A 24,575-nucleotide genomic window follows, 5' to 3' on the forward strand; every position below is an offset into this window, starting at 1 on the left:
TTTAAATTCTACGTTTACTACTTAATCCATTTGATACAATAATATCCATATCTGCAAAACTAGTAATGCCATTTTGCATATTATTAAACATAATATTTAGTGCCTGTACAATCAAATTCTCCTTGTCATTTTTATCTACATGGTAAAATCTGCGTATAAAATATCTTTGCACCCCCTCAAAGCCTATCATCTTCTCAACCTCATCACATAATTTCCTAAACTTATCAGTTACCTCGGATTTGTCTATAATGTGAATATATTCTTTATCCAATTCATCAAATAAATGAGCACTTGACAACAATAAATTTACCTTATCTATGTCAGGTTTTTCTAACAGAACACCTAAACCATAAAAAAAGTTTTTCTTATAGTCTTTAGCATAATACTCTATTACCCTCCTTCTTATAGTTTCTTCATCTATCAACTTCCCACTAGTAGTATTAGTTTTTTTGAGCACTTGAACCTGTAAAGCTTTTTCCCAGCCCGGCGAAAAAGCCACTACTCGCCCCGGATCAAGATAGGATAAATACTTAACCTGTTCTTTTGTTAAAGCCATGGTATTACCTACTGCATCTTTATCATCTTGTGCAAACAACTTGTGAACAATTTTAGTATTGGTATTCTTCAATACCTCAGGAGTAAGTTTGGCCGGTATCTGATCTGCAATTATCAAAGATTCACCATATTTCCTTACTTCCGCTAACATATTAGCAAATGTTTCTACACCTTGTTTTTTACTTAACGAATCACCTGGCTCATATTTAGCCAATAATCTGTGAGCTTCCTCAACAAGAGTTATATGTTTAAACCCCGTAGTATCAACAAAGTATTCAGCTTTTATCGCCTCAATTAAGTTGGACATAATAAATCCCATTACCAATGATTTTTCAGCCCCACTTCTAATATCTTCAATTTCAAGAATTACTCTCCTGTGTACTAAATCCCGAAAATTGATTGACCTTCTGGTATTTAGCATCATACCTTTTGCACCTACTATTAAGCCCTGCAAGCGTGCGTTAATTGAACCTATATAATCATTCTTTAGGCGTTCATCGAACCCTTGTTCATCAACAACTTTTTTGCAATTCTTAATGACCTCCGCCAAAGTAGGGAATGCCTCTACATCATCCGCAAAAGGATCATCATATAAGCTATTTGTATCATCAGCAATATTCCAACCGCATTGCTGATAGCTTTCATATATTGCCTTTTCAATTATCTGAGGAATAGCAGCCTCCATATCAAAAGCCGATTCAATACTTGCTTTTAACATATCCACATGGGAAGAAATGCTTTCATGCTTAAAAAATTCCAACGGATTTAACCTAAACGGAGCAACCTTATCTTTACCTAGGGTAAAAATAAGAATATCATCATAATCTCTGGTCAAAACCCTATATTCAGTTTTTGCCGGCTCGATAACCAAAAAAGGCATACCACTTTCCAACAAAATTTTCTGGCATGTTGTTGTCTTACCAGATCCTGTGACACCGGTTACAAAAATATGTTTATTCAGCTCTCCTCGATCTAAATTAATCTGAATATTATCTAAAACTCTACCACTTTGCACCAAAGAACCTAAATGCAACTTGTCGCATTCATTGATATTATCTTTATAATTTAGACCAAACTCTACCTCTTCACGTAATGACAAACCTACAGTTTCTTTTTGGGGTAGCCCTGCTAAAATAGCCAATTCACCTGTTGAAAACCAATTAGCCAAAAAAGCTTTTTGATTAGTGGTATATTGAGATAGGGCTGCGCGGGTAAAGACCTCTGTACTTTTTATTGGTTCGATAAATTCACCTATTGGTATTTGTAAATTTTTAATAGTCTTAATATATTCTCCATCAGTATCCAAAGCCTTTGCACGTAGCGGAACCTGATTCCCAACATCGCTAGAAAAAAGTGCCGTAATAGTATTTTCCAACTTTATTTTACTATTTGGTGAATTAGTGAAAATTGTAACTGTTGAAAGAAAAACCCCTTTTCCTTTTCCATAATCTAACCGCTTTAATAATACTTCATCTATGTACTTTAGCCAATCCTGGGCCTCTTTGTTAATGTACTCTACATTTTCACTACTTGACTGTCCTTTAGTAATATTATCTCCTTCAGTAACAGTTTTACTGTTTCCATTTGTTTTTGTAGTCCCCTCTGTAATACTCTTTGAACCTGTTTTGGAAGAATCTGTTGTTCCTGTTGACTGGGTTCTTGATGAGTCATCATCAAAAGTTGTTGTTTCTTGCCGAGTCTCTTGATTTGATATACCAAAATTGTTTGTCTCCGCCTTTGAATTAGAATCTGCTATAGATTCATTAATCCCTGTCGCCGTACTTTTTACTTCTGTTTTACTATCAGAATTACTGTTTTGAACACTTTTTTTTGCAATAGGTGCTAAATTATTACAAAAAGCATATATATTTTGTTCAATTTTTCTGACAGCCGCATAGGGAAGATGTTTTGCAGTCACGACAACCGCGAACACATCACCTAACATAATATCTACCAAACGGTCAAGCCCTTGGTATTTTTCGTTATCCTTGGATACCCCCGGAACTCCGTCAAATGTCTGAATATATTTCATAGATTGAATATTAGATAATATAGCATTAGTATCTGCCTCAGAAACTTCTGAAATTATACTACCCCTAAAATTACCTTCCAAGCTACGCTTTAAAACTTCCTTACCCAATTTTTTTATACCATACTGTTTGTGACTAACTTGAACGATATCTTTTGCTAATCCATAATAAAAAGAAACTTTTTTTCCATCACCAACAATCAAATACAAAAAATTGACGCCTTGTACCCGCATTGTACTTAATACATTTTCTAAAGCCTCTTTTCTGGGAGCCTTCTCATCGAATGTCACTTCATCAATTTTTAAAAAAACAACATCTTCGTTTTTCAGTTTTCCGGCAACAGGCACATGCAATCTATTATCATCTTCTAAATAAAACGACTCTGGTTTTGTAATAAAGTCGTGAACAAATTTTTCCACCCTAATTCACCTCGCAACTATCTTAAATAAATGAATTTATTACCGCACTGCTCTATTATTCCTTTAGATTCAAGAAAATCCGTATACTTTCTCACATATTTTTTCTTTATATGGAGACGTCTAGCTATTTCATCTATAGCTATCGGTTGTTCAAGCATACTGAGAATATAGTTGATACGATTCATTCTTTTACTTTTATGAGCAGGATATTTTTTTGATCCCACAGCTAATAAATCTCTTTGTTCACTTATTGGCAAATGTCGAACATCTTTTCCGTAATCATCAGCAATAATTGCAATACTACAATCATCAACAGTAACTTGTTGTATAACATTCTTAAGTGAATCAACAAGCATGCCACGAACTGTCAATTCCGGAAAGAACCTAACAAAATCCACTACTCTAACCAATGCTGATGTTAAGCTCTTATTTTTTTTATGATATAATCCCGCTTCAGTTCCATCAGACATCAGAATAAAAGAATCAATACCATTTAATTCACCTTTGAGAAGTTTCATAGAGAATATAGCATCTGATGATGTTGTAAACACAGTCACATTACTGAACTCACCATTGTCTGGGTATGATGCTATTTTTATTTTATTATCCTTTGTATAGCCAATAACACCATCACCGATATGCATAAGTACAAATCGATCTCCCTTTACTGCAACCGCAAGCAGCGTAGAAGCACATTCTTTTTTTTCGCAACCTAAATTCTCGCTTAATTCGTCCAGTTTATTAATAATTTTAGAAAGAATTTGTTTTTTATGGTACGCCCATCACCAGAATTAAAATATAAATCAAAATATGTTGAGAAATCCTTGGCAACATATTCAGTTACACATTCTGCACCATAATGAGATAACTTAGCTGACCCAGCCCCATCTGCTAAAGCTGCAACCAATACATCATGGTCCTTATAGCAAAAAGTTTTATCTTGACAAGGAATTTGGTCTTTTACATGGCTTCTCCCCTGCACGGAACAATCCACTTTTTTCCACATAGCTTTTCACCTTTTAAAATATACTAAAGTGTACCCCAATCTTCTATGCCCTTTAAATCTAAAGTGACATTCTCACCAGGCATTGATTGTGAAGTTCTGGCAACGCTCTTCCCCAACCACTCAAAAAATTGACCGAAACGCATTTCTTTCAATTTCAAGGCCTTGCGTTTTGGAGAAAATCTGTTCAATACTCTCATATCTGCTTCATTACCAATACCAATAGAGAAAACTGTTAATTTTTTATCATTAACCATATTTACGGTACGTTTTACCGCATTTTCTAATTCAGTAGCATTACCATTCGGTTCACCATCTGTCATCAAAACAAGCCACGGCTGATAATAATCCACCCCTGCATCTTGATATTCCTTCTTGCGTTTCTCCAGCAAATCAAGTGCGAGGTTTACTCCTTCGCCCATATATGTATCCCCATTAGCCTCTAGTTCCGGGATTTCAGCCTGGCGATCTATATTTGCAAAATCCAGTACACAAGTTGCTTTATTATTAAAAGTCACTATACATATCTCCGCCGAAAAAACCGCTACTTCATCCTCGCGAATTGCTTGATAAAATAGTTCTATGCCTTTTTCCAGTTCTTCTAATCTTGTTGTACCTCCAGTAACAATATTCCACATTTTACCATCTCTAAAAACAGTTTCACCTGTCTGCACACAATCCCCTTCAACAGCCAGCATAGAATCACTAGTATCAAGGCAAAGACAAATAGGCACTCTTGCAGTGGGATTATTTACCAAATCATCTATTCTAAGCATATTATTCATAACAACGCCTCCTAATTAATGATCAAATATTCTATTAAAATTATAGATGTATATTTCCAATACTTTCATTCATTTCATTATTGTCACTCATTATCTTATTATTTTCACGTAGTTTGAATGTGAATTTAACTCCCAATTGACATGTTTCATACAAAAAAATATAACCTTTTTCACGCAATTCTGCCTCTATTTTTTTCACTTCATCTGCACAGTCAACAAGTAAAAAACTGTTTTCTATTAATATATCAGCCAAACATACACTACTATTAAACCTTATAACCTCTTCACGCAATCTTTTTTTACTACCGTAAAAAGCATCTATACAGTCTCTAATTAGTTCTTCTAATAACGCGATATCAGCTCTATTTCTTTCCAAAATCACATATTTACTATCCGGAATATCACTAAATCTTTTTACCATAATATCACCACCTATTTTTTTTCATTTCTCTACATCTTCTGCATCTTCGAGGTAACTGCAACCCTTTACTCATATAATAACTGTATTCATTATTAGTTATTATAAAACTTGCAGTGCAATCGCTGCATCTAACCGTAGTATACGCATCATTTCCCCATGCAAAACACTCTGGGCAAAAGTCAAACTTCTTGGTCTGTTTAATATATTTTTGATAATTAGTAAAAATCAACTCCTTACCACATCTTTTGCATTTATATCTCTCACCTTCATTTAAGCAACTTTTACAAATACCATTTTGTGATAAATGTTCTTCAGCCTCCTTGGAACAAATTTTACATGTTATATAAGTAATATTTGGATTTTTCTTAAATCTAGTTGGGAACAAATCCTCTGACATTTTATCTTGTTCCCCAAACTTACCTGTATCCAATAAATTAAGATATTCATTAAAGAGTACAAGCCATTTATCTGCACTTAGACGGCAATGTTCCTGCGCATATTCGCCATCTTTTGTAAATGTATTATAAAAAGCCTTTTTTAACCGATATGTCAAGTGACTCCACATAAATCTCCATGGTCCATCCGGGGTTTTTTTATTTGAATTATCTCCAAACGGATACGAAAAATCCATTTTTTTAATATTTTCTGATGGATTAGCTCCACCTTGTTGAGAGTAAGGTGGCTTTCCTGGCAACATTAACATAAATAATAATGTTGCAATTGCAAAATTTTCATTTCCAATAGTCCTTAGAAAATCCGTAAATTTTCGTCCCTGGATTTCAGGTGCCGTATAATTAACTGTTCCAACAGGACAAGGAAAGTCTTCTATTTGATAACTATCCGTATCAACAAAAAACACCTCTTTAGATGACACCACCAATATATTCAATGGATTTATATCTCCCATAATGATATTCATGTCATTAAGGAATTTTATTTTATTTAAAATTGTAACAGCCAATTCTACTAAATCGCGTTTTTTCCATGTAGGAAAAGTTTTTTTAAGCAAAGGAGGGATAAATATTGCTTTTTGTAGTTCCTTGCCTTTGGCAGGTGGCATCAAAAAACCTACAAATTCATCGTATTTGTTATAAATAATATCCACAGGATAACAAATACCAGTACAATCTACTTTCTTCGTAAGCATTAACTCTAACTTTCTTTGTTTACGTTCTGTTATTTTTTCTGCTTTATAAATTTTAGCTACATATGGTGTATTAGTTGCATATATAGTTCCTTCACCACCAGCAGCAATCTTTTCTTTTAAACATATACTCCCCCTGTTTGTTTTTACATAATCATTCTCACAAGGGATTTTTTGTACCGGAACTACCTCAACACTTACATCAGTCAGTTGGGAACATATCTTAAACTTACCTTTATTTTCCTTGCTATACTTTCCAGATCCTTCATATTCTTCCCAGCGAAATGGACTTAAAAAACCATATTTATTAACTCGTAACGCTTGAACAGGGTATGCCTTGACAGATTTGCTATTATTTATATTTAAGATATCCTTAGCTAAATTATTATCCTGGGTTATAAGTAACAAATTGTATTTTAATCTAAATTTTGTAAATACAGTCAGAAATACGTTGTCAGCAAAATTATCGCTCTGTTCTCCACGAATATCCACCACGCCACTTTTATATAAATTAATCACATTGTCCCGCGTGATCTTTGCTTTCTCTCCTCTTGAAATATTATTTCCATCAGGAATGAACTTTTCTAACTCCTGTATACACCTATATGGAACAATTAATTTATTGTCATATTGTTTTAAGTAAGGCAATAAATGATTCAAAAGTGCCTCCATATTGTCAGACAGCAAACTACATGTATCAATAAATATCTTCCAGTCTTTCGCATAGCCTTTTAATCTTTCATCGGCACTACGTTCTAATTTATTATCCATTATTAGTCTCCTTTTTAGTATTCTTTTCCTTGCTTACATCAGAGAAAAACATCTCAAATATGCATAGCGTTTTATTATTAACCACCGCCCTGCAATGAACTCATATTCATCCTAATCTCCCATATTTTCAGTTCTTTGAGCAGATACAAACACACATTTTTTCTCTCATTTTTCAATACCTCAACTGGAGCCTAGTAATTACATATAGATAATATCTGTAAAAATAATACATTTCATACTATTAGTATAAAACATACCAGTCTCCAAAAGGTTGCCTCCCAGGCAACCTTTACAAACAAAATAGCCCGCTCTATCCAGCCAAAGCCCACCTGCATACTAAAAGCATACAGGCCCGCTTTCTGCCGAATAGCAACGGACGTTGTTATTTAAATAAATTGTTTTATTAGATATAGTTCTCCATTTGGTATCGGTACTGATTATACTTACATCTGCAATTGTCATTGTAATTACATTGAATATCATAACCATTCACCTGAGCCCAGTTAAGTAATATTACTTTATCTAATATGTATGATATTCAACTTTCCCATCAAAAATCCTGCCTATAGTTTCAAAATGCTACATAGATTCAAAATTAGCGGCCACCATAACAGCCCGAACAGTATCTACCAGAGTTTCATCGACGGAAATACCCCAGAGAATATTAGCTTCCGGATTAGCCTGTTCAACAATGCTCCGTGCAACCTCATTGAGTGCCACTATATTCAGATTTGATGGCTCACCAATAAAGTTAATAATAATACTTTTCGCACTGCGTAAAGGCTCCTCTAGCAGTGTATAATTCATTGCATCACGGATGGCAACCATAGTAGCATTATCACCGGATGCCTCACCAATACACATAGATGCCGGACCTGCATACCCCATTACAGTCTTAACATCTTCAAAGTCCAGATTTACATAGCTGGAATCATTAACCAAATCGCAGATGCTCTTTACACCTTGACAAATAATCTTGTCAACTGCCTTAAAGGCATCATTAAAGGAAGTGGATTTATCAATAGTATTTAATACCTTGTCATCAGAAATGGTGATGATCGTATCTACATACTGGCGCAAATTCTCAATACCAACCGCGGCACGCTTGGAACGAATGCTGCCCTCATAGGTAAATGGACTGGTTACAAATCCAATAGTAAGAGCCCCCGCTTCTTTGGCACGTTTCGCAACTACCAGAGCTGCGTCGGTACCAGTATCACCACCCATGCCTGCTACTATAAATACCATATCTGCACCTTTTAGGGCATCACGGATTTCTTTGCGGTATTCCTCCGCAACCTTGCCCCCAATATTTTGATCAGCATTGGTCGGTAAACTATTTCCAAGACCATCTCCAGGCTTACTGATCAGCGGTATGTGAACAGAAGCCAACGACTGGGATAATGCCTTTTTATCGGTATCAACTGCAATGTACTCAACGCCCTTCAGCCCCGCATTAAGCATACAATTAAGTGCATTGATACCGCCACCACCGACACCAACCACTTTGATTATTGTCTTGTCATCAAAATCATAATTATCATGTTCATTTGACACTACGCAAGCCTCCTTCATTAGCAACTTTTTTCAACACAATATAACTATCCTGCTTAATAAGCAGTGTACAGAAAACAAAATCAAATAACAATAAGAACCAGTTCAGCGTTTAAGATGAACTGGTTTTCCTATTTTACAAATTTAGTGATAATACCTTGCAAAACTCTGTGAATTTTTAGAGGTAATTTTTTGGGGAGGGATCTTCAAGTACCACAGTAACTTCCACTATTTTCTTTCCACCAAAGCAAAGAAAACCACCTATTCGGTTTTCCTTTCGGTTAGTAATATTATATTTTGTCCCAATTCAGCTTTGGCGTTAGCCATAGCCTCCTCTGTTGTCGATGCTGTATATGTTTTTACAATCATATTTACTTTTCACCACCTCAATAATCTGTATTTACAATACCGCCTGCACCTAACAATAAACCATTTTTCCACCAACTCATAATTAATTCCTCCTTTGATTTTTCTGTAAATGAGTTTCTTTAAGATGATTTAATTATAAAATGGCAAAAAAGCGAAAAGGTTGCCGCCTGGGCAACCTCTTAATTTTTTATAAACCACATTTGTTGGTAAGAGGATCAAATCCATAATCTATCAATTTTCCATTAAGGTCATTTATATTGTAGGTTTTGGATTCAATATAACACCGCACTATAAGATCCCTTTTTATACTGTTGGACAAGGCATAACCAGCCCGACCGATAAGGTCTTGCGTTTCTTCCAGACTAAGGTGCAGTGCTATTGCAAAAGCAAGTGCTGTTCCCTTGGTTGGGTGATAGTTTTTATCACTCTTAATTTTTGAAAAAAGTGCCTTGTCGATTTCTGCTTTTTTGTATATATCAGCAGGCTTCTTGCCTTTTTCCTTAATGAGTTCAATAAGTTTTTCTGAAAAGCTTAACTCAACTTTAGTTCTGATTTTGTCCAGCAAATATTGTAAGGTATCACCGGTCACATTAGTTCCGGCAAATTCCCTTCTGCCAGGAAGATATTTTCTGGGCCCCTTTAAAATTTCAAAAAAATCTTTATCACCAGATGCATCATCATCAGGCTTATAATTCAGTCGGATAAATTCGTCAATTTCCTTTTTGCTTAATGTGTTCTCATTTGCAGCCATAGTAATCCCCTTAGTCCCTGTTCAGCTTTTTCCAAAACCTTCACAACAAAATGAATCTTTCATTAGGGTATTCAACTTTCGCATAAAAAATCCTGCCTATAATTTTCATCCATGTTGGACTTGACTCCATAATATGCGTACATTATACTGTACATATAAGGAGGTGCCATTTATGACTACAACTACGATTACAAATTTTAGAAAAAATATTTTTTCGCTGGTTGAGACTGCTGTGCGCTTCAACGAGCCCATACATATAACTTCCAAAAGCGGAAATGCTGTTATGCTCAGCGAAGATGAATACAGGGGCTTGATAGAGACAGTTAATTTATCCTCTGTTCCCGGGATGAAGGCGAAATTACTTGAAGGAGCGAATACTCCTTTATCAGATACCATCCCTGAAGATGAGGTAGTCTGGTAATATGTACAAGATTGTTTATACAAAAGCCGCTGTCAAGGATATTCCAAAGTTAAAGGCTGCCGGGCTGGATATCAAAGCAAAGGCTCTCATTGAGTTAATAAAAGTCAATCCCTTCCAAACGCCTCCAAGCTATGAAAAATTAGTTGGTGATTTAAAGGGGCTATATTCCCGTAGAATAAATATTCAACACAGGCTCGTATATCAGGTATACGAAGAAGAAAAAACAATAAAAATTATCAGCGAGGCTTTGAAAAAATCTCTGTAAATTTAATATAAGACTTGGGTCTTCTATGATAAAATTCTTAATTATCAAGGAGGCCCATTTTTATGGCAAACAAGAGACGCGACGTTTATAAGGCAAAACCAATGACAGAAGGAAAGAAGGCTGTAATCCAAGGATTGCTCAATGAGTACGATATCCAGACAGCTGAGGACATTCAGGATGCTCTCAAGGATCTTCTTTCAGGGACAATTCAATCCATGCTCGAATCTGAAATGAATGAGCATTTAGGCTACGAGAAGTATGCTCGTGATGATGAGCCTAATTACCGCAATGGAACAAAGCCTAAGACTGTTAGAAGTAAATATGGTGAGTTTGAAGTTGATGTACCACAAGACCGAAATAGCACATTTGAGCCAGCCATCGTAAAGAAAAGACAGAAAGACATTTCTGGTATCGAAGAACAGGTCATTGCTATGTATGCCAAAGGAATGACAACGACTCAGATTTCAGAAATGATTGAATCAATCTATGGATTTGAAATCAGCGAAGGCTTAGTTTCAGATATCACTGATAAGCTAATGCCACAGATTGAAGATTGGCAGAATCGCCCTTTATCGGCAGTATATCCAATCATTTTCATTGATGCTATTCATTTCTCAGTACGTAATGATGGAATTGTAAGCAAACTTGCAGCTTATGTTGTTCTCGGAATCAACGAGGATGGAATGAAGGAAGTTCTTTCCATCGAAGTTGGTGAAAATGAAAGTAGTAAGTATTGGCTAGGTGTTCTAAATAGCCTTAAAAACCGTGGAGTTCAGGATATCTTAATCCTTTGCTCAGATGGTCTTACTGGCTTAAAAGAAGCCATCCAAGCGGCTTTCCCTAACACAGAACATCAGCGCTGCATTGTTCACATGGTTAGAAATACCCTTAAGTATGTCGCTAACAAAGACATGAAGGCTTTTGCTAAAGACCTTAAGACAATCTACACTGCGCCAGATGAGAAGACAGCTCTCAAGCGTTTAGACGAAGTGACCAAGAAATGGGAGCCACTTTATCCTCATGCTATGAATCGTTGGCATGATAACTGGGATGTAATTACTCCAATTTTCAAGTTCTCTATGGATGTTAGAACCGCATTTTATACCACTAATGCCATCGAGAGCTTAAATTCATGCTACCGCAGATTAAACAAGCAAAGAAGCGTATTCCCAAGCTCACAGGCTCTGATGAAAGCTTTATATTTGGCAACCTTTGAGGCTACCAAGAAATGGACAATGCCAATCAGAAATTGGGGCAAAGTTCGCGGAGAACTTTCAATCATGTATTCTGGCAGACTTTCAGATTAATAAACAAAACCACTATCTCATTATGGGATAGTGGTTATTTGTGTAAACTGGAATTTATAGCATTATTGAAGTTCCATTGGTGTAAATCGCAGCCCATTTACAACCTGCTCCGAGTTTACTGGAAAGAATCCGAGTCTCTTATATATAGGAACAGCATATGGAGATGAATTAACCGTCATTTTATTTGTGCGTACCGTCTCAAATAATTGCTTTCCGACGCCTTGATGATGGTATTTCCCCTCTACAAAAAACAAAGCGATATGTTTTCCGCTGTTTCTTGTTGCGATAACGCCAATTAAACATTCATCCAAAAACGCTCCATATGCAGTTAATGTAGTAAGATAGTTCTCATCGTGAATACTTTTAAAGAATTCATCAATGCCTTCTTGCGTATAATCCGGAGCTTCATATTCCAGAAACACTTCCCAGACAAGTTTTAATGCGCTTTTTAATTCATATCTATCCAGTCTTTTTATCGATAACCCCATCATAGTCAAGCATCTCCCAGAATTTTATATCGCGATTTACAAATATACCGACATAAGGGAATTTATTAATCCGAAACTCCTCTTATCGAATCATCAAAGATATCTGTGATCAGATTAATCTGTTCCCCATTAGATTGGCAACCATCTAATTACCATCTTTACCTCGTCAAATCCCGATTTATCGATTTGTTATACTAAAGATATTACTACACCACAAATTAAAAATCCAAGTTTTTATTGACTTACAGTATACAGAACTGTACAGTCTAAAAAAGGATGTAGCGTATCTAGCTACACCCTCACAAATCTAAATTATCATAGAAGTTCCATATTTACAGAGAAAATTTCAAAGTCTCTTATCAGCCTTTGGACTCATTACGAACGCTGATATGCAAAAAGCTGGTGCTCGATGAACCTTCATCCTGCACCAGCTTTTTAGTTTTTACTTATCCTTTATCTCAGCACTTCCACAGGGGTCAGAATCTGTTCTCCCCGGTCATTGGAGAATACTTCCGCACGGACACCGAAGACTTCCTTTAGGAAGGTTTCGTTCATCACCTTGTCCGGGGCTCCTGTGGTGTAAATGCCCTTGTCCTTTACCACCACGAGATAATCTGAATACTTCACCGCCTGATTCAGTTCATGGAGCACCATTACCACCGTAATGCCCCAATTCTCATTGAGACGCTTTACGATTTCCATAACCTCCAGCTGATGGGCAATATCCAGATAGGTGGTAGGCTCATCCAGAATAAGGATTTCCGGCTTTTGGGCCAAGGCCATGGCGATCCAAGCCCTTTGTCTTTCACCACCAGATAAGGACATAACCTGACGATGTCTTAAATGAGACACATTAGTCTCCGACATGGCCCATTCCACCGCTTCCTCATCCTCTATCTGATTGCTCTTTTTAAACCAGCTCCTATAAGGAAAGCGGCCATAATCCACCAGCTGCTCCACCGTAACGTCCGGTGGAGCCTGCATGCCCTGGGGCAACACAGCCAGCTTTTGGGCCAAATCCCTTCGCTTTATTTTCTTTAAATCAATGCCATCAATGATGACTTGTCCCCCATAATTGCTGTTAATGCCAGCCACCGCCTTTAAAAAGGTGGATTTGCCCGCACCATTAGGGCCTATAACAGAGGTAATTTTTCCCGCAGGAATGGAGGCTGTAACCCCCTCCAATATAGTCTTGTCGTTGATGGTTACAGATAGATTTTTAGCTTCAATGGCCATTACAGCTCCCTCCTTAGCAAGAACAGAAAGAATGGAGCACCAAAGGCCGCCATCAAAATACCCACCGGAAGCTCCACAGGAGCAAAGGCCACCCTGGCCACCGTATCACATATGGTCACCACGCCAATCCCCAGCAGAGCCGAGGCCGGCAGCAAAAAGCGATAATCCGACCCCACAATAAGCCGGGCCGCATGGGGAACAATAAGTCCCACAAAGCCCAAGAGCCCCACCACAGATACTGCGCTGGCTGCCAGCAGGGCCGCAATAGCCGTAAGAACAATGCGGGTAAGCTCAACTCTTACCCCCAGCCCCTTGGCCACTTCATCACCAAGCTGCAATATATTGATGTGACGAGATGCCAGCAGAGCCAAAATGCCGCCCCCAAGAGAATAAGGCCAAATCATGGCCACATGGGGCCAGCTTCTGGCCGACAGACCGCCCACCATCCACATAAGGGCGTTATGAATCTTATCACTGTTAAAAATCATCATGCCGGAGATACCCGCCCCTAAAAAGGCTGATACCGCCACGCCGGCCAGAATAATGCGGACAGGCCTGATACCATTTTTCCAGGCCAAAATATAAATGCACACCGCCGCCAGCATAGCCCCCACAAAGGCCACCGGGGTAACAAACATCTCATAGCCCGGGAAAATCAGCATAACCATGATGCCCGCAATGCCCGCACCAGAGGAAATACCAATAATATGGGGGTCCGCCAGAGGGTTTTTCATAACCGCCTGCAAAATGGCACCGGACAGGGCCAGATTCATACCCACCAGAGCCCCCACCACAGTGCGGGGCAAACGGATACTGTTCAATATTTTTTCATGGGTCCCTGTGGCATTGCCCAACAGTGAATCCACTACCTCCCGGGCCGGAATCTCCACCGAACCCAGCATTATGCTTAACAGAAAGCCTATAGTTGCTAAAATGGCGAATATCACCAAAATAGATACTCGCCACTTAACGCTGCTTTTATTATCAGTCAATTTTTATGCTCCTTTAAAACAGCTCTGGATAAACCTTCTTGGCCATCTCCTGATAGCACTTAGGATAGTTAAGGCCAGGACTCAAAAGAAACAGGTCCTGAGGCAGGAAATACACCTTGTTGTTCTGCACTGCATTAATGGCATTCCAGGCCGGATTCTTCTTCATTTCACCAAGTAGATTATCTTCCTGGGACTTGGCATTGCCCATGGTTACCACATAGAGGATCTCCGGATTCTGCTCCACCATGGTCTCCATACTGTATGGAGTTGCATCAGGGTTCTTTTCCATTGGAGTCAGACCCTCTGCCACATTTTTCCAGCCAAAATCCTTCACCACGGAGCCGGCAATACTGCCGCTGAGCTGAATATTGAGATTCTGGGAGGAGCTAAAGAGCACCGCCACCCGCTTTTCTTCCTTAGGCAGCTTCCCCTTGATGGCGGCAATTTTCTTGTCCATATCCCCTATGGCCGCTGCCGCCTTGTCCTTTTCCCCTGTTACCTGTCCGAAGATTTCCAGCTCCCGCTTTACATCCTCATAGGTTTTGGACTTAAGCACAATGGATGGTATGCCGTTATCCTCCAGCACTTTAATGAGCTTTTCATTAACGCCATGATGGATAACCACCAGATCAGGATTAAGGGACAGGACCTTTTCCACATCCACCTGTATGGACTTGCCCACAACTGCAATATCCTTGGCAAAATCAGGAGCAACCTGGGAAGTAGGACGTCCTACGATATTTCCTCCCAACAGATGCAAGGGCTCCAAAAAAGATGCCGACAGCACCACGATCCGCTGTGGTGGACCAGGGAGCTTAACTTCTCTCCCCACATCATCGGTGACAACAATTTCATTGTCACTACTGCTTTGCTTGGCGGCATTATTATTGCCACAACCGACCATGACAAGCATTATCAGTGACAATGCCAAAATCATGGCGGATTTAAAAAAACTCATAGCAAATCCCTCCAGTTGACTAGCCTTCCAGCTAGTCGTTTTCCACTGGCTGGAAGTTCTTTGTAAAATCCTCGGAAGCAATATACTGCTTCATAAAATTTAAAAACCTTACATCCCTGTCGCTAAGCTCCTTGTCCTTACCCCAATACAGGCAAATATGCACTGTAAGAGGCGGTGTCAGCTGACGACGAACGAATTTGGTCTCCTCCCGGGTAACAAAATCCGGAAGTACAGAAATACCAAGGCGATTGGCCACCAGCTGCTTGATGGTTTTCAGCTGGGTGGTACACAACAAAATATTGGGCACAAAGCCCCGCTCCACACAGCGCTCATACACATGCTGATACTGATAGGTGTTGGACTGCTGCATAATAAACTGCTCATTACGCAGATCATCAAATTCAATATTGTTTTTCTCGGCCAAGGACACCTCCGGGCTGACACACAGACTTAAATTATCCGTCTGAATCAGCATTTCATGGTCGCTGTCACTTAGCTCATCTGTAAAAATAATACCAAAATCCAGCTCTCCCTTGTCGGCCTTCTGCAAAACCTCCGTGGAATCACTGTATTCCTTTACATCCAGGCTCATGTCAGGATACATATCCTTAAAGCTGGTAAACAAATCCGGAAACAGATAGGCCTCCACCATAGGCGGTATGCCAAAATGAACTGTCCCCAGCTTTTCCTGCTGGAACCGTGCCATATCCTGCCTGGTATCCTCCACATCCTGCATAATCTTTTCAGCATGGAGCAAAAAAGCCTTGCCTTCCTTGGTCAGAGTCACATGCTTTTGGCGGCGGTCAATGAGAGTCAGCTTCAACTCATTTTCCAACGCCTTGATGGCCTTGGTGACCGACGGCTGTGAAACGTGGAGATATTCAGCAGTTCTGGTAAAATTCTCCAGCCTGCTGATGGCACAAAAATACTCTAACTGTCTTAAATCCATTATAATGCCCCCGAACATTTCATTTCATTAATTCTCATGGTGCTTTGCGCACTCTATGTATATTGGTTTTTCTTACAAAACAATAAAGGAGAAGGTTGCATTATGGAAGCAGTTGTGGAGATTGCCCGTTGACTTGGAAATTATAGGGCAAAACTCGCCGTATGAATACATTCCGGAAAATCTGATGCTATGAGGAATAACTGCGGAATAGCCCTTGGTCTCATCCATCATATCCGAATTGCTGAAGGTCATCAGCCTGGATACGCAGGAGGTAATTATAGCCGTAGTATACTCATGCTTATGCTCATTGGCCACATCCACAATGGCAGACTGAATGGCCTTGGCCACGGAACGGGCCACATCCTTGCGGCTGAACATGGCCAGCTGGATGTTGGCTCCCTCCGGGACACTGCCCAAAAAGATTCCCGCACCAGTTTCCAAATCAATGCCATCAAGGTTACGGATTACCTGTATCTCATCCCCTTCAGGGGTAGTGTAGGTCACCAGGAACGGAGACCCCACAAACTGCATCAGCAGATCCTTGGCCTCCAAATCAAAGCCGGCGGCCTGCAAGGACTCCACCAGAGTCTTGTTGCCAAGCCTATAAACCACGTTCCCCCTGGCCTCAGTAACAGTTTCATCAAAATCTGCCACTGTCTCCACGGAAAACTCGCCCTTTATAACCGGCTTGGTATTGCCCCCAATAAGGACCATAACCATACCTTTCCGATTCATCTGGGAATTCAGCATTACACTGCACTCATCGAATACAAAGTTATCAGAGCAGAAGCCACCAAAAATCGGTATCCCGCCGCTGACCTCGTCAAGAACATTGACGAATTCATCACCGGGAATCTTATTATTTTTGACTGCATAGGTGATAATTACCTTTGGTCTCCAGCCTCCCAGATCATTCTTAAGGGCATTAAAGGTCTTTCTGATTTCAGACTTATAATTGTCCTCTGTCAGCTCCCCGGTCATGCCCGCAGCAAAGCTGCAATCATCAGCAGTAAACACATGGAAGGATATGCCCTCCTTGGCGTAGCCCTGCTGCTCCGAAAACAGTGACATGGCGCTGCAGCCCATGATAGGGAATTTAAATTCCTCCCTCAGCTTTGCACCCAATTCCTCAAAGTCTGTCTCTGCGTGGGCAAACACAATTCCCAGGGAATTTCTGCCAAACTTAAAGTCCTTCAGGCTTTCCTTGAGCTCTGCCACACCCAAATCCAAATCATCCATATTTTTTGTAAAAACAGCTATAGACTGCATCCTGCACACCTCTAAAATTATGTTTTACTCCACTGGTTAATGAGCTTCTCCAGGGCATCATAATCGAAATCGTCTCCTGCATCCTTCATTTTGCCCAAAAGCTCCCGCTGCTCATCGCTTACCTTAAACTTTGAAAGCTTTGAACGCAGCTCCTCGAAAATATCCAGATCAAAATCTCCAATGGCTGATTCCATATCATTTACGATACGGTCCATCTCCTGCTTGGATATTTCCGCCAGCTCCTCTTCTTCCTTCTTCTCATATATATCATCAGCAAAATAGTCTCCAAGATAAGCAATGACAGATGCATACTTGGCCATAAGCTTATCAAAGTTTCGCCTGATGAAATCAAAATTGCCGTCCTTGCCTGCCATCTCATGCTCTCGGGCCATCTGGGACAATTCCTTTTGATTGATGATAGCCGCCACGGTCTTTAGGGCATGAACCTCAATGATATAGTTGGCATAATCCTCATTTTCAATAAGGCTTCCCAAGAGCTTCATCTTCTTGCGGCCATCATTGTAAACCTGCTTTAGGATATCCTGGTCTATATTATCTGTATGGGAAGTAAACGGCTTATCCAGCTCATTTATCTTCTCCTCCGGCAGGAACTGCTGCAGGCAGTCATCCAGCTCCTTGGCCTCAATCGGCTTTGCCAAAAAGCCCTGGAAGCCATACTCCAGATACTGTTCCTTCATGCCGCTGATGGCATTGGCCGTAAGGGCTATTACCACCGTGTACTGACAGCCGGGAATCTCACGAATTTTGTACATACATTCCACGCCATCCATAATCGGCATCATGTGGTCCATAAATACAATGTCAAACTTCTCATTGGTCAGCAGATTCAGGGCCTCGGCACCGCTTTCCACACAGGTGGTCTTCACCTTGTATGGTGCCAGCATCCCCTCTGCCACCTTAAGATTTACCCTGTTATCATCAACGATGAGAACACTGGCCTCCTCAGCCGTAAAGGTATACTTGAACAGCTTCCGCTGGAAGAGGCTGTCATCCTTGTTCAGCTTGCCCATAGGCTTCCAGTCATCAACCTTGTTTACCACTGTCCATGTAAAGATACTGCCCTTGCCATAAATACTGTCTACAGTAATGTCGCCTCCCATGGAGCGGCAAAGTCGCTTACTGATGGCCAGTCCCAGACCGGTGCCCTCCACAGAGCGGTTTCTCTTGGTATCCACCTGCTCGAAGCTGGAGAAAAGCTTCACCAGATCCGTTGGCTTGATGCCACACCCTGTATCCTCCACGCAGGAGAATATCTTAATGGCATTTTCATCAGGCAGCTTTTCAAACCACATCTTCATCTTGATGTAGCCATTATGGGTAAATTTAACGGCATTATTCAACAGGTTTACCATAACCTGCTTTATGCGGATTTCATCCCCCACCAGACTATATGGAATATTCTCGTCAATATCCATTATCAGCTCAACGTCCTTGTCCTTAAGACGAATGCCTATCATGGTCATAACGTCATTGATAATGGAGGACATCTGATAAGGAGTATTGATGATATCCATCTTGCCGGCCTCGATTTTGGAAAAGTCCAGAATATCATTTATGATGGCCAGCAACGAAGCAGAAGCACTCTTTATCAGCAGGGCATTCTCCCTGGCAAAGGAATCCGTGGTATCACGGATAATAAACTCGGACATACCATTTATGGCGTTCATCGGAGTACGGATTTCATGGGACATATTGGCAAGGAAGCTGGACTTGGCACGGTCTGCGCTCTCAGCCCTCTCCTTGGCCCGGATAATATCCGTAATATCCACCATAATCAGCATAACCCCGGCAATTTCCTTGTCCTGGTTTATGGCCGGTCTGACGTAAATATCAAAATTCTCCTCCATGCCGTGGACATCCATGCGGTCCATGTACTGGATATTTTTGCCCTCGTCACGGGTTTCCTTGCACATTTCCTCAATATGACGGCGGCCTATACTGTCCATGAGCCCCTCAAAAAGGTCATAGATATACACTCCATCATTTATCTGCTCAAAGGTATAGCTGGACCGCTGAAAGAATGGCTCCGTGGCCATGACTGTGTTAAGGTCCATATCAAGCATGATGGAGATATTAGGCGAATTTTGAAGCAGCATGGCATTATAAAACACCTGCTGGCCCTTGGAGTGCTCGCTGTATTCACGGAACTTGTTGGCCTGCTCCGCCAGGGCTGCCAGAATATTATTTTCTCTTTGAAGCCGCTTAATCTCACGATTGGCCCGTTTTAGCTCAATCTGCAAGGCTTTCAACGTGGCTTCGTTCTCGTTCTCATTCTCCTGCATCCCGTTACCCCCTATGCCAAGTACTGGTCTACCAGTTCAAGCAAAGTCTCCTGTTTAAACGGCTTAAGCAACAACCCCTGAGCCCCTACCGACCTGATTTTATCCCTCAGGCCCTCATCCTCCTCGGCTGTGAGAAACAACACCGGCACATCTGCCACCTCCGGCATTTTTCTGATTTCCTCCAGCACCTGATAGCCGTCCATTTCCGGCATGAGGATATCCAATAAAATCAAATCAGGCACATTCTTCGACAAAAACTGAAGAGCCTTGCTGCCGCTTGGCACCAGTACAGGCTTGTAGTTTTCGTTTGTTTTCAGCATTTTATCCACGAATTTCAGATTAACCACATTATCATCTACAACCAAAATTTTCTTCATGAAAAGATTTCCCCTTTCTATTCATGCAGTGTAAATTCAGTGTCTTCATCTATAATTTGCAGCATCAAACTACCAATAATCGGGTCAAACTGTGTATCCAGTCCCCTTGCAATCTCTCCCCGCACCACATGCTGCTCCAGCCTGTCACGGTATGACCGTCTTGAGGTCATGGCATCGTAGGAATCAGCCACATTAATAATTCTGGCCATTTCCGGGATTTCCTTCCCTGCCAGCCCCTTTGGATACCCCGTTCCATCATAGTGCTCATGATGATACATGGCGCCATTATATATATCCTCAACAGAAGTAATAGTCTTAAGAATATCCCCACCAATAACAGGATGGGTCTTAATAATCTCAAACTCCTCATCCGTCAGTGGGCCGGTCTTGTTGATTATCCCATCGGGAACACCTATCTTGCCTATATCATGAAGAAGTGCTGCATACTTTAGATGCATCAGCTGCATCTCCGTATATCCCAGCTGGGATCCTATCATCACACTGTATTTTGCCACCCTGTCCGAATGGCCCTTGGTGTATTTGTCCTTGGCATCAATGGTGTTGGCCAGGGCCTGAATAATCTGCTCAAACATCACCGTCATCTGCTGAGTCTTCTCAACAATGGCCTGGGTCCGTATCTGGACCTCCTCCTGGAGCTTGGACTGCAGATAATACAAATCCAGAATCCGGTTTATTCTGGCCAAAAGCAATGACGGATTAAGAGGCTTGGTAATAAAATCCACTGCCCCCTCCTTAAAGCCCTGCAGCTCGGTAGAAAGGTCATTGTCATGGGTCATAAACACCACAGGAATATGGGCATACCGTTCATCGTCCTTCAGCTTACCAATAATATCATGACCGGTCTCACGGGGCATGTGTACATCCAACAGCACCAAATCAGGCAGGAACCCCTCCTCCAGCTGCTGGAAAAACTCCTGTCCCGAGGCCGCTTCCTTAATATTGTACGTGCTGGACAAAACCTCCTCCACCACCTGACGGTTCAGACGGCTGTCATCCACCACGGAAATAGTAAACTGCTTTATTGGAGAGCTGCCCTCAAAATTGATGCGCTTCGGCAAAACAGCAGCAATATTTCTGAGTATATCCTCATACATGGCCACCAAAGGATGATGGTTCATGTTGATATACTCCACATCCTCCTGCTTGGCCGCGTCCTCCATGCGCTTTGCCTTTGCCCTCAGCTCCTCGGCACCAATATAGGCAGAAGAGCTCTTAAGCGCATGAACCTTTACCCGATAGCCGGCCCAATCATTGCCCAGATAGCAGGTCTGCATATCATTCAGCACATTGTCCTCCACATAGGTGCTGACAATATCAAGGTAAAAATCCGCATCATCCATGCATTGCTGCAGCCCTTCCTTGGTATTTAAAAAGCTGAGTTTTTTTATTATTTCACCGGTATCACCGGTGTTTTCCCCATCAAATTGCCTTACATCATGTTCCATATTATCACCATCATGTAATGAATTTTCGTATAAATCCCCTACATTATATATTACCTTATTTGCTACATTTGTCAAAATGTTTTATCCCATTAAAAAGAGCAGAGGCAAGCCCCAAAGTGCTTTAACCTCTGCCCTGATATTTACGCCTGTATTTTCTCAACGATGAACCAAATAATGCATAAACAATGCCTTGGTCTCCTTTTTACGCCGCTGACTTATGGGCACACTGTCCCCATTCTGCATGAGAAAACTGTCTGCCTCCATGCGTTTAACATAATCCATATTAATTATAATCCTGTGATGGCACTCAATAAAATTTTTCCTGTCAATCAACAGCTCCTGACACTGATGATACAGCATCGGTGTTTCAAAAACCGTATCCACTAGATGAATACACAATTTATGCCTTACATTTATATCAAGGTAAACTATCTTACTGACAAGTACTTCCAGCTCCTCACCATTAACCGTTGTGGAAATAAAGCATTCCTCTTCAAGTATGGAAGGTAGGATATGGCCCATGGTGTGGGAAAATTCTTCCAAATGCTCTGTCAGCGGCTTCAGCAGGTACCCGGCCGCAAACACCCGATACCCCTCCAGCATATAATCCTGGCTGGTGGTCAAAAATACAATAGGCACCTTTTCATCCTGAAGACGGATGGCCTCTGCTGCCTCCATGCCGGTCATATCTGCCATAAATATATCCAATATAAGCAATTCATATTTTCCCGCTTCAAAGCTTTCCAATAATGCCTCGGCACTTGGAAAGGTATCCAGCTCAAAATTTTTCATTGCCTCGGGATACGCAGCTTCTATATATTGCCGCACCTTGGATGCTGCCACCTGCAGGTCAGTCTCCAAATCATCTGCTATGGCAATTCTCATAAGCCACCCTCCTTTCATTTAAAGTTTATTTCAAAAATTTATATAATGGCGTTATAATATACATACGATTTTTTTGTGAGGTGAAAATATGATGTGGGTGGTATTTTTATTTGCTTTTCAGATCACCCTTATCCAAATAGCCGGCATTTACCTGCGGTATTATGCCTTTGAGGAACAGTTTACCCCTACAGCCAAAGGGAGCCTGTGGAAAAACATCGCCCTGCTCAGCCTTGGGGTTATTGGTGGCTATGCCCTTGCCTTTTCCCATATTGGCATAACGGTGGCCGGCTACAAGGCTGCTCTTTTGCTGGGCTGGATTCCCTATCAGTACCTTCTGATGGATGCCATTCCCCGGCAGCTTCTTCACCATACCTTTGTAATAAGCATGTCCTTGCTGTGGTCATTTATCATACACAGTCTCAGCTGTGTGGTATTGGCCTTCTTCTTTATGGATTATGCCGTAGAAGAAGTCTTGCAGGCCGAAGCCTGTATATATATTATATTCTTTTTGATGCTTTTGCCACTGTCCCGCTATTTTTTCAAAACCCTTCTGCCCACCTTTTCCCTTTTCACCCGCCACAAGGTACGGATTTACATAGCCATATTGCCATTCATTATGACCTTGGGCTACGTGGCCATGATAAGCGACCGCACTCTCTGGCATTCCTGGGAGGAACGGCTGGCCAGACTGCTGTTGCCGGCAGCCTTCGTATTTACCTACCACTACATAATGGGCACAGCCAAACAGATATATGAACGAAAGCGCCTCCAGCACAATAAAAGCGTTATGAAGCAGGAGCTGCTTTATCTTGAGGAAGCCCGTCTTTTGGCTGCTGACAACAAAAATCAGGTACAAAAGCAGCTGGACAGTCTTCTTGAAACCTACGAGCAGCTGCGTCAGCTGATTAATTACGGCAACCTTGAGGGTGCCAAGTCATATATCGAGGAGCAGGAGGAAAAGCTGTCTGCGGGGACCATTTTACCCTACACCGATAACGCCATAGTAAATGCAGCCATCTCCATATATTTGAACCGTGCCAAAAATGCGGGGATAGAAATAATCCCCAAGGTCAATCTGCCCCGTGACATGAAAACCGATGAAAATGATTTGTCGGTGCTTCTGGCCAATCTTCTGGAAAATGCCCTGCTGGCCTGCATCAAGGAACATGGTCTGCGGCAGATTACCCTTATTTTGCAGCACAATGGATCCCAATGTGTACTGGAAATTGCCAATACCTTCAACGGCAGCCTGAAGCTTGGAGAGGATGGACTGCCAAAGGCCAATCACTCCGGCCATGGTATTGGCATGCTGTCCTTAAAAACATTCCTGAACAAATACGACGGATACGCTGACTTCAACTGCGAAAATGGTTGGGCCCGTGTAACCATATACTGGGAGGATAAGTTGCCATGTTGATGATTGCCATTGCCCTCACCTTAAGTCAGCTGCTCATAGTCTTCCTCATATTTCATAAGGAGCTCCATGACAATATCAAAAAAGAGGAAGCCAATGACCTGCTGACCCTGCGGCTGAATTCCCTTAAACACGAGGCGGCCCTGATAAAAAGAGATATCAATACCACCCGTATACTGCGCCACGACCTGCGGCACCACTACCGCATGCTCTACGCTCTTTTAAAGGACGAGGACATAGCTGCCGCCCTGGAGCACATTGAAAAACAGGAAGCCGCCATCAGAGAAATGAAGGAATGACAGATAATCCTACTGTCATGAAAATACAACAAATATCCAGAAAAATCCATAGCAAATCAAAAAGTGATGGGATTTTCGAAAAAGTGATGAATTTTTAGACCTTTTGATGTTTGCCGCTGGTTCTTTGATGCAAAAATACGATAT

At 41.0% G+C, this 24,575-nt stretch carries 23 protein-coding genes; 5 read left to right on the forward strand and 18 right to left on the reverse strand.

The window, feature by feature from the left end; translation table 11 throughout:
- Position 1: 1 nt before the first annotated feature.
- From D081_RS04110 to D081_RS04145, 8 genes are all read right to left on the reverse strand, one after another.
- The gene (locus tag D081_RS04110; protein ID WP_085022863.1) at positions 2-3,004 is read right to left on the reverse strand and encodes an ATP-binding protein; all 3,003 of its coding nucleotides are present in this window, start codon (positions 3,002-3,004) and stop codon (positions 2-4) included.
- Between the two features lie 17 nt (positions 3,005-3,021).
- Positions 3,022-3,765, reverse strand: coding sequence for a protein phosphatase 2C domain-containing protein (locus D081_RS04115; protein ID WP_085022864.1), 744 nt, complete (start codon positions 3,763-3,765; stop codon positions 3,022-3,024).
- A complete protein-coding gene (locus D081_RS13005; RefSeq protein WP_085022865.1) occupies positions 3,729-4,010 on the reverse strand; it encodes a protein phosphatase 2C domain-containing protein in 282 nt (93 codons plus the stop codon). The genes D081_RS04115 and D081_RS13005 overlap by 37 nt, the downstream gene beginning before the upstream one ends.
- 23 nt (positions 4,011-4,033) lie before the next feature.
- Positions 4,034-4,792 carry a VWA domain-containing protein gene (locus D081_RS04125; RefSeq protein WP_085022866.1) on the reverse strand — a complete coding sequence of 253 codons (759 nt, stop codon included), beginning with the start codon at positions 4,790-4,792 and terminating at the stop codon, positions 4,034-4,036.
- Between the two features lie 40 nt (positions 4,793-4,832).
- Entirely contained in the window at positions 4,833-5,213 is a 381-nt protein-coding gene (locus tag D081_RS04130) for a hypothetical protein (protein WP_085022867.1), read from the reverse strand.
- Positions 5,214-5,217: 4 nt separating this feature from the next.
- Positions 5,218-7,128, reverse strand: coding sequence for a zinc-ribbon domain containing protein (locus D081_RS04135; protein ID WP_198941950.1), 1,911 nt, complete (start codon positions 7,126-7,128; stop codon positions 5,218-5,220).
- A 579-nt stretch (positions 7,129-7,707) separates the two neighbouring features.
- On the reverse strand, positions 7,708-8,685 hold the full coding sequence (gene ftsZ / locus D081_RS04140) for a cell division protein FtsZ (protein WP_158087549.1): 978 nt from the start codon (positions 8,683-8,685) through the stop codon (positions 7,708-7,710).
- A gap of 553 nt (positions 8,686-9,238) precedes the next feature.
- The gene (locus tag D081_RS04145) at positions 9,239-9,802 is read right to left on the reverse strand and encodes an XRE family transcriptional regulator (protein ID WP_143272116.1); all 564 of its coding nucleotides are present in this window, start codon (positions 9,800-9,802) and stop codon (positions 9,239-9,241) included.
- Between the two features lie 172 nt (positions 9,803-9,974).
- Here D081_RS04145 and D081_RS04150 point away from each other — a divergent pair, with 172 nt between their 5' ends.
- From D081_RS04150 to D081_RS04160, 3 genes are all read left to right on the forward strand, one after another.
- Entirely contained in the window at positions 9,975-10,223 is a 249-nt protein-coding gene (locus tag D081_RS04150) for a type II toxin-antitoxin system Phd/YefM family antitoxin (RefSeq protein ID WP_085022869.1), read from the forward strand.
- 1 nt (position 10,224) lies between these two features.
- Positions 10,225-10,488, forward strand: a complete 264-nt coding sequence (locus D081_RS04155; RefSeq protein WP_085022870.1) for a Txe/YoeB family addiction module toxin — start codon at positions 10,225-10,227, stop codon at positions 10,486-10,488.
- Between the two features lie 101 nt (positions 10,489-10,589).
- Positions 10,590-11,795, forward strand: a complete 1,206-nt coding sequence (locus tag D081_RS04160) for an IS256 family transposase (RefSeq protein WP_198941953.1) — start codon at positions 10,590-10,592, stop codon at positions 11,793-11,795.
- A 62-nt stretch (positions 11,796-11,857) separates the two neighbouring features.
- On the opposite strand, the gene D081_RS04165 is transcribed toward D081_RS04160, so the two are convergent.
- From D081_RS04165 to D081_RS04210, 10 genes are all read right to left on the reverse strand, one after another.
- Complete coding sequence (locus D081_RS04165; RefSeq protein ID WP_085022872.1) at positions 11,858-12,286, reverse strand: GNAT family N-acetyltransferase; 429 nt, start codon at positions 12,284-12,286, stop codon at positions 11,858-11,860.
- A gap of 450 nt (positions 12,287-12,736) precedes the next feature.
- Entirely contained in the window at positions 12,737-13,519 is a 783-nt protein-coding gene (locus D081_RS04170; protein ID WP_085022873.1) for an ABC transporter ATP-binding protein, read from the reverse strand.
- A complete protein-coding gene (locus D081_RS04175; RefSeq protein WP_085022874.1) occupies positions 13,519-14,511 on the reverse strand; it encodes an iron ABC transporter permease in 993 nt (330 codons plus the stop codon). The genes D081_RS04170 and D081_RS04175 overlap by 1 nt, the downstream gene beginning before the upstream one ends.
- 13 nt (positions 14,512-14,524) lie before the next feature.
- Positions 14,525-15,469: an ABC transporter substrate-binding protein gene (locus D081_RS04180; protein WP_085022875.1), complete on the reverse strand. Its 945-nt coding sequence runs from the start codon at positions 15,467-15,469 to the stop codon at positions 14,525-14,527.
- Between the two features lie 31 nt (positions 15,470-15,500).
- On the reverse strand, positions 15,501-16,418 hold the full coding sequence (locus D081_RS04185; protein ID WP_085022876.1) for a LysR family transcriptional regulator: 918 nt from the start codon (positions 16,416-16,418) through the stop codon (positions 15,501-15,503).
- A gap of 72 nt (positions 16,419-16,490) precedes the next feature.
- Positions 16,491-17,687: an FIST signal transduction protein gene (locus D081_RS04190; protein WP_085022877.1), complete on the reverse strand. Its 1,197-nt coding sequence runs from the start codon at positions 17,685-17,687 to the stop codon at positions 16,491-16,493.
- Positions 17,688-17,704: 17 nt separating this feature from the next.
- The gene (locus tag D081_RS04195; RefSeq protein ID WP_085022878.1) at positions 17,705-19,990 is read right to left on the reverse strand and encodes an ATP-binding protein; all 2,286 of its coding nucleotides are present in this window, start codon (positions 19,988-19,990) and stop codon (positions 17,705-17,707) included.
- Positions 19,991-20,001: 11 nt separating this feature from the next.
- Positions 20,002-20,367 (reverse strand): response regulator, encoded by a 366-nt coding sequence (locus D081_RS04200; protein WP_085022879.1) that lies wholly within the window; start codon positions 20,365-20,367, stop codon positions 20,002-20,004.
- A gap of 17 nt (positions 20,368-20,384) precedes the next feature.
- Positions 20,385-21,908: an HD domain-containing phosphohydrolase gene (locus D081_RS04205; protein ID WP_085022880.1), complete on the reverse strand. Its 1,524-nt coding sequence runs from the start codon at positions 21,906-21,908 to the stop codon at positions 20,385-20,387.
- Positions 21,909-21,989: 81 nt separating this feature from the next.
- Complete coding sequence (locus tag D081_RS04210) at positions 21,990-22,718, reverse strand: LytTR family DNA-binding domain-containing protein (protein WP_158087551.1); 729 nt, start codon at positions 22,716-22,718, stop codon at positions 21,990-21,992.
- 88 nt (positions 22,719-22,806) lie between these two features.
- On the opposite strand from D081_RS04210, the gene D081_RS04215 reads away from it, so the two are divergent.
- Both D081_RS04215 and D081_RS04220 read left to right on the forward strand, forming a co-directional pair.
- Positions 22,807-24,135, forward strand: a complete 1,329-nt coding sequence (locus D081_RS04215) for a GHKL domain-containing protein (protein ID WP_085022882.1) — start codon at positions 22,807-22,809, stop codon at positions 24,133-24,135.
- Positions 24,129-24,431 carry a hypothetical protein gene (locus D081_RS04220; protein WP_085022883.1) on the forward strand — a complete coding sequence of 101 codons (303 nt, stop codon included), beginning with the start codon at positions 24,129-24,131 and terminating at the stop codon, positions 24,429-24,431. The genes D081_RS04215 and D081_RS04220 overlap by 7 nt, the downstream gene beginning before the upstream one ends.
- The last annotated feature ends 144 nt before the right edge of the window (positions 24,432-24,575 follow it).

The sequence above is a fragment of the Anaerovibrio sp. JC8 genome (genome assembly GCF_002100115.1).
Taxonomy (GTDB): domain Bacteria; phylum Bacillota; class Negativicutes; order Selenomonadales; family Selenomonadaceae; genus Anaerovibrio.